The organism is Flavobacterium sp. 38 (genome assembly GCF_057799715.1).
This window is the reverse complement of record NZ_JBYNWZ010000013.1, coordinates 91900-101969: the sequence shown is the minus strand read 5'-3', so window position 1 is coordinate 101969 and position 10070 is coordinate 91900. Positions and strand designations below refer to the sequence as shown.

Here is a 10070-nt window from a genome sequence, read left to right as displayed (position 1 = left end):
AAATCTAAAATCTAAAATCTAAAATCTAAAATCTAAAATCTAAAATCTAAAATCTAAAATCTAAAATCTAAAATCTAAAATCTAAAATCTAAAATCTAAAATCTAAAATCTAAAATTTAAAATTTAAAATCATGAACAAAAAAGTTTTATACACAGGAAAAACACATACAACAGGCGGTAGAGAAGGAGCTTCTCAAAGTTCAGACGAACAATTGAATATCAAATTAAGCGCACCGGGATCTGCGCGTCCAGGTACAAATCCAGAGCAGTTGTTTGCAGCGGGATGGTCGGCTTGTTTTATTGGAGCTTTGGGACTTGCAGCAGCAAAACAAGGAGTTAAACTTCCTGCTGATACTGCGGTAGATGCCGAAGTCGATTTATGTATAACAGAAGGAGAATATTCGCTTCAAGCGAGATTAAATATCAGCCTTCCAGGAATAGATACTGCAACTGCAGAAGCTTTGACGGCTCAAGCACATCAAACTTGTCCGTATTCTAAGGCTACAAGAGAAAATATTTTTGTAGAAATTAATATTCTTTAATTAGTCGTTAACCTGCAAGGTTTTCAAAACCTTGTAGGTTTTTATAATTTTTTAGAATGTTCAAATCATACCTACAAGGTTTTGAAAACCTTGCAGGAAAACAATAACTAAGGAAATGAAAGAAATTAAAAAAATAACAGCTTTATTAGTGCTGTTTCTTTTAACAGGAAACAGCATTTTCAGTCAAAACTCAGACAAAAAAGGTTTCGCCCTTTTAGAATTATATACATCGGAAGGCTGTTCAAGTTGCCCGCCCGCAGATGAATTGTTAGGCAAAATCCAGAATGAATATCATGATAAAAACGTTTATGTATTGGCGTATCATGTAGATTATTGGGACAAGCAAGGCTGGAAAGACATTTTCAGCAATGCCAAATATACACAGAGACAATACGATTATGCTCAATTTTTGGGAAAAGAACCAATTTACACGCCACAGGTTATTATCAACGGAAAAGTAGATTATATCGGTTCTCAGGAAACAAGTTTGAGAAACGGAATTAAATCGGCACTTTCTAAACCTGCCGTAACTGATTTGTCTTTAGACGCAAAACAGCAAAACGATAAATTAACGTTGAATTACAGCATTAATGGTGCTTTAAAAAACACTCGTTTATTGGTTGCAGTCGTTCAGAAATCGGCAAAAAGCAATGTGAAAAGAGGAGAGAATGCACATCGCGTTTTATCGCATTTTCAAATCGTACAGCGTTTGCAGACTATTGATTTGAAAACTGCAAAAGGAAGTACAACAATCGCTTTGCCTAAGAATTACAATACTCAGGATTTTGAAGTGGTTGGCTTTGTTCAGGATAGTCGAACTGGAGCTATTTTGGGTGTAAATCGAGTGTAGTTTTTGTTTCACGCAGATTTAGCAGATTGAAGCAGATATCGCAGATTTTTAAACACATAGAAACATAGATTGCTTTGCGTATGAAGGCGTTTCACTTGCATAAATACACATAGCTGTTGTCATCTGCTTTGTCAAAGTTTCAAACTTTGACAAAGCTTAGGCGTTCTATCATTTAGATGAAGAGAATCGTTTCAATAATCCGAGCCAACTATGTGTTAAAAACTAGTTTTTTTCTCCCTTCTCGTTTAGAATAGAATAAAAAATTCTATGTTTCTATGTATTTAAAAAAAAACAAAAATCTGCACCATCTGCATAAATCTTTTTTAAATCTGCGTGAAAAATCCTTTCAAAATAAACCTATCTTTGGCAGACTAAGATCAAAAACAACCTTAAATTATGGAAAAAGTTAAACGCTTTCAGGTTTCTCAAAAAGTCATTTGGGGGAGTTCTATCGCGCTAGCGGTTATGGCTTCGATACCCAAATTATTTGATGCCGATTCTACGCCTGGTGATCTTATTATAAATTCTTCGATTACACTGCTGTTTTCCCTTTTTATATGGTATTACAATATTTACAGTTTGCCCAAATTTTCATCGCACAAAGCTAATAAAAGCCTGTTTAACTGGAAACTTTTGCTGAGTGTCGTAATGGGAATTCTGCTGATGGTCATTCTCGTAATTGCACATCAGGAACTTTTTCAGGTGTCGAAAATGGATGCACCTATTATGTTCGAACTTCGCGGGGTTTTGATTAACCTTATTGTGTATATGTTTTTGCATTTGCTTTTTCAAAACTACCAGACACAACAGATGGGAGTCGAACTAGAACGCACAAAAGCAGTAAATCTGGGCGCTCAATACGAACTGCTGAAACAACAGGTTAATCCGCATTTTTTGTTTAATAGTTTGAATACACTGAAATCGATGGTGGATATTCAAGATCCGCAGAGTTCAGATTTTATTTTGAAATTATCTGATTTTTACCGTTTTACTTTAGAAAGCCGTAAAATGGATTTGATTCCGCTTAGTGAAGAACTTCAGATTTTGGATTCGTATGTATATCTGCTAAAAGCGCGTTTCGAAGACGGATTTGTTTTAGAAAAAGAAATTGATCCAAAACAATACGAATCGGCTATTCCACCTTTTTCGCTGCAGTTATTAATTGAGAACTGCATCAAACACAATGTGGTTTCTTTAGATAAACCTTTGATAATAAAACTCTATACCGAAAATGAGTTTTTGGTTGTTGAAAATAAAATTCAGCTGAAAAGAGGCGCGGTTTCTACAGGCGTTGGTTTGGATAATATTAATCAGCGTTTTATGCATCTCATTCACAAAGAAATCATAATTGATAAAGACGAAGAAAGCTTTAAAGTAAAAATACCACTCCTTTATGAATATCATAATAATTGAAGATGAAGTAAAAACGGCCAAAGCGCTTGGCCAGCTTATTCTGAGCATCAGACCCGACGTTCAGATTTTGTCGCATATACAAAGTATTGACGGAGCGGTTGATTATCTTTTGGAAAACGATCAGCCTGATTTGATTTTTATGGATATTCAGCTGGCAGATGGTCAGTGTTTTGAGATTTTTAAAAATGTTGAGGTTCTGTCGCCCGTGATTTTCTGTACTGCTTTTGACGATTATGCGATCGAAGCTTTTAAGTCAAACGGAATTGATTATGTTTTAAAGCCGTTTTCAAGAGAAAGCATTTCGCAAGCTTTGAAGAAAGCAGGAGAACTGAAAAATTTCTTTCAGCGAAATAAAAAAGCAATGCCTGACTTCGAATATCTTTTGACGAGAACTGGAGAAAATAAAGGGAAAAGCAGTTTTTTGGTTTTTAAAAACAACAAATATCAAACGGTCTTAACGGAGAATATTGCGTTTTTCTTTATCAAAAATGAAACGCCAACGATTATGACTTTAGATAAAAACGAATATCCGTTAACGCAGTCATTAGATGAAATTCATAAGCTTTTATCGCCAATTCAGTTCTTTAGAATCAACAGACAGTATTTGGTTAATTTTTCTGCTATAAGAGAAGCAGAGCATTATTTTTCGCGTAAAATAATTGTGAAATTAAGTGTTCCGACGGAAGAAAAAATATTGGTAGGAAAAGAAAAAGCAACAGCCTTTTTAAGCTGGTTAGAAAACAGATAAATCCAATTAATTTATCGTTTTCTATAAATTAATTGGATACTTTTTAGAGCCATAAATCGACTCCAGGAAACATAAAACAACTCAAAAAGAAAAGAGCTGATAATATAAAACAGATAATAAGAATGATTTTTTTCATTGGGAAAGAATTAAATTGAAATAAAAAAAGAGAGTTTTTAGTCTCTATAGTAAGCTTCGGAGAAGCGAAATATTTATAGCAAAAAATAAACGTTTATAATATAAAGCTCCGGAGGAGTGACATATTTTTTCACAATCTGTACTATATGCCGCTCCGCTGGAGCTTTTATTCTCTTGTCTTAATTTTGATTTCTATAAATATTTTGCTCCTCTGGAGCCGCTTTTGTAAAATGATTTAACCTTTCTTAAAAGTTTGCAGAAGACGGTGCATAAGTCACTGTATATAATTTTCTATACATTGCATACGTTACGCTTACCATTATAAAAGCGATTATCGCATCGGTTGCGGCGCCAAGACCTAAAACGGCAATTTTTGAAAAGAAAGCAAAGATGATATCGAAAAAGATTCCTGCGAAAACCCATTCTTTCAATCGCAATAATTTGTTCGGAATTAAAAGTGTGATTACACCTGCTAATTTAAAAACGCCCAAGATGTAAATAAAATGCGCTGGATAACCCAATTGCTGTGTGATTCCCCAAACGATTGGATTGTTTGTTAATTCGAAGAAACCACTTGCGCCAAACCATAAAGAAGTTAATACTGCGCCTGTCCAATAGATAATTTTTGTTGTTTTTGAGTTCATGATTTTGATATTTAAAGTTATTTAACGGTACAAATGTGCGTTGAAAGCCTTAAAAACGAAATCGAAATCTTGGTGAAACGGACAAACTTCGGGGCGAACTGGACATCTGATTGGCTTGGTTTTTTACAGCAATGTTTTTTTTTAACGCAAAGTTCGCGAAGGTTTTTTTTTGATATACTTTGAGTATATTTTAAGTTCGCAAAGCTTTGTGCAAAGCTGGCTGAAATGCTCGCAAAGTCGCGAAGGCGCGAAGTTTGTTTCACGCAGATTTAAAAAGATTTCAGCAGATACGCACAGATTATTAATAAAAATCCTTTTAGATCTGCCCAAATCCTTTATATCTGCGTGAAATATATTAGCTTTCTAAAAAAAACTTTGCGACTTCGCGACTTTGCGCGATTAAAAACTCAGCGCACTTTGGCCAAAAAATAACCACAAAGCTTTGCGAACTTAAAATATGCGCAAAAATATATAGAAAAAACCTTAGCGAACTTTGCGGTAAAAAAAACTACAGCCCAGCAATTAAAGCCTGCATCAATTCGCTGGCTTTATGGTGTTGTAAAGTACTTGTATTTTGTCCTGACCAGAAACTAATCATATCGGTTCTGCCTTGTGCAAGAGCGGCGACTTTTAAAGGTGCTATTAATTTGGTTTGAAGCGGGAAAGGCAATACTTCAGTTTCAAAAGGAACAGCATCAGATATTTTGTTGGAGATCATTCGGCCCATTCTTCCTGTAAGCGATTTAGAAACCGTTGTTGGAACATTCGGATGATCAAAAAGCATTTTTTTATGAACGGGAGCAGCACCAGATTCGTCGGTAACCATAAAAGCAGTTCCCAATTGTACGGCGTCGGCACCGAGAGCCATGGCAGCGGCAATTCCTTTTGAGTCAATAATTCCGCCCGCAGCGATGATCGGCGTTTTGGTTTTGGCTTTTAATTGCTGTACCAATGTAAATAATCCCGTAAAAGAATCTTGTGCCGGTTTTAAAAATGAAGGTCTATGTCCGCCCGCTTCAAATCCGGCTGCGATAATCGCATCAACTTCGGCATCTTCTAGAGCGAGTGCTTCTTCGAGAGTTGTGGCAGCGCCAATTGTTTTGATTCCTAGTTTTCGACTTTCTTGTAGAATTTCTTTTGACGGAATTCCGAAAATAAAACTGAAAACAGCCGGTTTCAATTCAAATAAAACTTCAACCTGTTTTTCAAATTTAGAGGGAATATCCGAAGATAAATCGGGAAGCGGAATCCCTAATTCGTCAAAATATGGTTTAAAAAGCTGTTTGATTTTTTCTAGTTTTTCAGCAGGATAATTTACAAGACTTTTATCGACATCATTCACCCATAAATTGATATTGTAAGGTTTAGAAGTTGCCAATTTAATTTCTTTTCCTGCTTCGCGAATTTCGTCTGGAGTTAGTGTATAAGCGCCGTAACTGCCCAATCCGCCTGCATTGCTTACAGCGGCCAAAAGAGCGGGAGTCGAAAAACCACCGCCCATCGGACCTTGTAATATTGGATACTCAATACCTAGTAATTTTGTTATTTTGGTTGAATTCCACATTGTATTTTATTTTACGTTTGTTAGTAATTTATTCACAATAACCCATTTGCCGTCAACAATGACAAGACTTAACTGATCGTAATAATTGTATTCAAATATCGGAACTTGAACTTTCGCGACAGCGGTATTATTGATAATTTCTAAAGATAGGATTTTCATCTTAAAATCTTCTCCCAATTCCTTTGGATTTTTACGATTTTTTACGCCTTCCAGATATTGTTCTACCGTTTTAAAATACGGCTGACCGTTAATATCTCCTGAAACAATTGCTTGCGGATGAAAAGCGCTTTGTAGCGTAGTAACGTCACCATTGTAAATTCCGTTAAAATAATTCATTAAAACAGCCGTAATCAAAGCTGCATTTGTGCCAAAACTTTCCATAATTTTTTGATTTAAAATTGATGTTTAATTGATTGTCAGGCTGAGCGGAGTTGAAGATTTACGTTTCATAAATGGCTTCGACTCCGCTCAGCCTGACAATATGCTTTAAAACGAATTAGATACTGTGTCCAGCAACGTGACCGCCATCTAAATTAATGATTTCGCCAGTTACAAAATTGCTTTCGGCCAGATAAAGCGCCAATTGAGCCACATCGCTGGTTTCTCCAATACGTTTGAGCAAATGCAGTCCCGCTAAACTATCGGCATTGTCAACTCCCGTTTTTGCTTGCAGCGGACTTCTGATAATTCCTGGAGCAATAGCATTTACACGAATATTGTTTTTTCCGAATTCAGCTGCGAGCTGTCTCGTAAAAGCGTGAATGCCACCTTTACTTGAAATAGGAGCAGTGGCTGGAAATCCATCGATGGCGTGATCCACCAAAACAGTCCCAATATTAATGATAGATCCTTCACCTTGTTGCAACATTTGTTTTACCGCGGCTTGGCTTGTAAAATAAGTTCCTTTTAGATTAATGCTTAAAAAACGATCCAAATCTTTTTCTTCAACATCTAAGAAAGATTGTGGCTGAAAAATTCCGGCATTGTTGATTAAAACATCAACGCTTCCAAAACGGTCTAAAGCAGTTTGAACCAGTTTTTTTCCAGTTTCTATTAAACTTACGTCGCCATGAACCATTGCTAATTGGTTCGAATGACCTAACTCTTTAAATGTATTTTCAAGATTCTGAAGGTTTGCCGAGTTGATTACGACATTAAATCCTTTTTCTAAAAATAATTGTGCTATCGATTTACCGATGCCTGTAGAAGCACCGGTTACTATAATTGTTTTCATTTTTTTTCTGATTTAAAAATTTATTTCTTTTGAGCAGTAATTCCTTTTTCGCGTAGTACCGAAACCTGTTCGCCTGCAAATCCCCAATCGTCCAATTCGATTTCCTGAATTACGATATGTGTAAGGCTGGGATCTTTGTCTAAAACATCTGTAATAAGTTGTGTGATGCCTGAAATTAACTGCTGTTTTTGCTCTCTGGTAACGCCTTCACGAGTTACTTCAATTTTTACGTATGGCATGATTTCTAATTAATTATGAATTATTAATTATGAGTTATGAATTATTTTAGACTTGCTGTAATGTCTACGTCCAATTCAAATTCATTGTAGATTAAAGTATCTCCCAAATTGGTGAAGAAATTTCCAGAACGGAATTTCATATCATATTTAGTGCGGTCAATAATGATTTTTCCAGAAGCTTTCAGATCATTGTCGTTTCTTTTTACTTCCAAATTAAAACCAATCGGATGTGTAATGGCTTTGATCGTCAGTTTTCCTTCAACAAAATAATCGGAAGAAGATTGTTTAGAAACAGCAGTAATGTCTAAAAAAGCTGTTTTGAATTTGTCTGTAGAAAAGAAATCGTCAGAAGCTAAATGCCCTGCAAATTGTTGGTTTGTCGCAGGATCTGTAACGTCAAGAATTGCGATAGAAGTAGTATCGATAACGACGTTTCCGCCAGAAAGTTCTCCATTAGAAAAAGTAAAATTACCTTCTTCAATATTAATTGTTCCATTGTGTTGTCCAGTAACTTTTTTACCAATCCAGTTTACTTGACTTTGAGTGTTCGAAATTTTAAAATTTTGAGTTTCCATTATTTGTGTTTTTAAATTGTTATTAATTTATAGTACAAAGTAATGGCGGTATTCAAAATAGATTACGTGATGTAGATCACATTCGTCAATGCGGTTTAGAGGCGTTGTACAATCGGCTTAAGGTTTCTCTGGAAACACCCAGATAAGCGGCGATTAAATGTTTTGGAACCATATTGTATAAAGCAGGATAAAGCGCCAAAAGTTCTTCGTATCTCGTTTTGGTATCATTATTCATAAAAGAAAGCAATCTTTTTTGCGAAGCGACATAACCGCGATTGGTTCTCCATCTAAAAAAATGTTCTACTTCGTGAATTTCGCGACAGATTTTTTCTCGGTCCGTATTAGAAAGAGAAAGAATTTCAACATCAGAAACACAATCGACATTGATTGTCGCTTTGGTTTTATTGTAAAGTGCCGCATAATCAGACGCCCACCAAGTTGGCATGGCAAATTGTAGAATGTACATTTTTACTTCATCATTGACATAAAAAGATTTTAAACAGCCCGAAACCACAAAGTATTCTTTCTCTACATCTTGTCCTTCACTTATAATAGTTTGCCCTTTTTGGAAAGTTTCGGTTTTAAAATGCGAAAAGAAATAGTCGAATTGTTCGTCTGTTAAAGCGACAATTTTGGCAACATGTTCTTTTAAAAGTGTTTTGGCATCCATTAGTAAAGTTTTGTAAAGAGTAAAAGTACTAAATATTAAAACGGTCACTGTCGATTATTTTTTTTGTTTTTTAAAGTAAGAAACAAAAAAAGAATGCCAGTTTTTTCAGGAATGAAATTTTACGGTTGAGTCGTAAAAAATGATTATTCGGTTATATAAAAAAAGCTTGAAGCCTTTATTTAAAGAATTTTGCACAAAGCTTAATTACTATTTTATGAATTCACCCCTTACTATAATCGCCGCGACTAATTTTTCTGCCATTGCCACTAATGCTGTTGCTTATGCTGCTGGACTTGCAAAAGCTACAGGTGCAAAATTGGTTTTATTTAATTCATTTTCGTTGAGTGTACACAGCGCCAACTCCCATATTACTGCAGATGCAATGCAGAAACAAATTGATAGAGCAATTTCCAGACTGGAAGATTTAGCCAAAGAAACATCCAATTCATTTCAAATTGAAACTTCGGCAATCTGTACCTATTCTTTTTTAGAAGACGAACTTCCGAGAATTATTAAGGAAACCAACGCAGATGTTGTGGTTATGGGAATGGCTGAACGTTCTTTCGAACAGGAATTATTAGGAAATTCGACTACATCGGCCATTAAGAATCTTCAAATTCCAGTTTTAGCGGTTCCAGAAAATGCACGTTTTATAAATATAAAAAAGGTGCTGTATGCTTGCGATAGCTTAAGTTTTTCGGCTATTAAGAAATTCAGCTGGATTAAAAACGCTTTAGGAGATTTTGGTGCAGAAATTGAATTTTTTAGCGTAGACGAAAAATTGGATGATTTGAAGGAAGAACAGCACAGAATTTTGATGAATTCGAATATTGAAAAAGAATTTGAAGACGTAAAATATCTATATAAAACCGTAAGATCGAATGCCGTAATTAACGAAATTAAGAAAGAAATTAAGAATTATGAAGCTGATTTGCTGATTATGGTGCCTCAAAAATATGGTTTTTGGGATTCTTTAGTCCACAGAAGCAAAACTAGGATTCTGGCAGCGGGACTTGATATCCCATTATTGTCGTTTCCGAATTATTAAAGATTAATTTGATTTAAAAATAATGATATAAAAATTACAAGGTTTTTTTGAAGAAATTTTATCAAAATAAATTTTAACAGATTTTTTTTGATTTTAGGGATTCTATAATTTTTGGAGCTTGTTGGCCAATATCAAAATTATATTTTAACATTTGAGGCAGTTTTGTTAATTATTCTTAATTACCTGCTCGATTAAGATTTTTTTAAATTAATTTTGTGGCACTCTAAAAACGTAATGCAAATAGGTTTTTTATCAGTGTGGCAACAAGCTATAATGGGAATTATCTACAAACTGAAACAGCATTGTATGATTTTAAAAATAAGATAAATTAAAGATTGTATACCAAGCAATGCCGAGAAAACACTTGGTGTAGATTTTTAATTTATTTTAATTGGATTTTGTATAGTG

The 10070-nt window shown here is 34.8% G+C and carries 12 protein-coding genes; 5 read left to right on the top strand and 7 right to left on the bottom strand.

Going from position 1 to position 10070, the window contains the following annotated elements:
* The first annotated feature begins 131 nt into the window (after positions 1 to 131).
* The 4 genes from AC3E9W_RS21370 (at position 132) to AC3E9W_RS21355 (ending at position 3553) form a co-directional block, all read left to right on the top strand.
* Positions 132 to 542: an organic hydroperoxide resistance protein gene (locus AC3E9W_RS21370; protein WP_488769949.1), complete on the top strand. Its 411-nt coding sequence runs from the start codon at positions 132 to 134 to the stop codon at positions 540 to 542.
* 115 nt (positions 543 to 657) lie between these two features.
* Positions 658 to 1392 (top strand): DUF1223 domain-containing protein, encoded by a 735-nt coding sequence (locus tag AC3E9W_RS21365; RefSeq protein WP_488769948.1) that lies wholly within the window; start codon positions 658 to 660, stop codon positions 1390 to 1392.
* Between the two features lie 396 nt (positions 1393 to 1788).
* Positions 1789 to 2805 (top strand): sensor histidine kinase, encoded by a 1017-nt coding sequence (locus AC3E9W_RS21360; RefSeq protein ID WP_488769947.1) that lies wholly within the window; start codon positions 1789 to 1791, stop codon positions 2803 to 2805.
* Positions 2786 to 3553, top strand: a complete 768-nt coding sequence (locus AC3E9W_RS21355; protein ID WP_488769946.1) for a LytR/AlgR family response regulator transcription factor — start codon at positions 2786 to 2788, stop codon at positions 3551 to 3553. Before AC3E9W_RS21360 ends, AC3E9W_RS21355 begins: the two co-directional genes overlap by 20 nt.
* A 380-nt stretch (positions 3554 to 3933) precedes the next feature.
* On the opposite strand, the gene AC3E9W_RS21350 is transcribed toward AC3E9W_RS21355, so the two are convergent.
* The 7 genes from AC3E9W_RS21350 to AC3E9W_RS21320 all read right to left on the bottom strand — a co-directional run bounded on the left by AC3E9W_RS21350 (position 3934) and on the right by AC3E9W_RS21320 (position 8614).
* Complete coding sequence (locus AC3E9W_RS21350) at positions 3934 to 4332, bottom strand: DoxX family protein (protein ID WP_488769945.1); 399 nt, start codon at positions 4330 to 4332, stop codon at positions 3934 to 3936.
* A gap of 508 nt (positions 4333 to 4840) precedes the next feature.
* A complete protein-coding gene (locus AC3E9W_RS21345) occupies positions 4841 to 5896 on the bottom strand; it encodes an NAD(P)H-dependent flavin oxidoreductase (protein WP_488769944.1) in 1056 nt (351 codons plus the stop codon).
* Between the two features lie 6 nt (positions 5897 to 5902).
* On the bottom strand, positions 5903 to 6277 hold the full coding sequence (locus AC3E9W_RS21340; RefSeq protein WP_488769943.1) for a nuclear transport factor 2 family protein: 375 nt from the start codon (positions 6275 to 6277) through the stop codon (positions 5903 to 5905).
* Positions 6278 to 6392: 115 nt separating this feature from the next.
* Positions 6393 to 7130, bottom strand: a complete 738-nt coding sequence (locus AC3E9W_RS21335) for an SDR family NAD(P)-dependent oxidoreductase (protein WP_488769942.1) — start codon at positions 7128 to 7130, stop codon at positions 6393 to 6395.
* A gap of 20 nt (positions 7131 to 7150) precedes the next feature.
* Positions 7151 to 7369: a tautomerase family protein gene (locus tag AC3E9W_RS21330; protein ID WP_379700158.1), complete on the bottom strand. Its 219-nt coding sequence runs from the start codon at positions 7367 to 7369 to the stop codon at positions 7151 to 7153.
* A 41-nt stretch (positions 7370 to 7410) separates the two neighbouring features.
* On the bottom strand, positions 7411 to 7944 hold the full coding sequence (locus tag AC3E9W_RS21325; protein ID WP_488769941.1) for a YceI family protein: 534 nt from the start codon (positions 7942 to 7944) through the stop codon (positions 7411 to 7413).
* Between the two features lie 85 nt (positions 7945 to 8029).
* Entirely contained in the window at positions 8030 to 8614 is a 585-nt protein-coding gene (locus AC3E9W_RS21320) for a Crp/Fnr family transcriptional regulator (RefSeq protein WP_488769940.1), read from the bottom strand.
* Between the two features lie 214 nt (positions 8615 to 8828).
* On the opposite strand from AC3E9W_RS21320, the gene AC3E9W_RS21315 reads away from it, so the two are divergent.
* Positions 8829 to 9662 (top strand): universal stress protein, encoded by an 834-nt coding sequence (locus AC3E9W_RS21315; RefSeq protein WP_306161249.1) that lies wholly within the window; start codon positions 8829 to 8831, stop codon positions 9660 to 9662.
* The last annotated feature ends 408 nt before the right edge of the window (positions 9663 to 10070 follow it).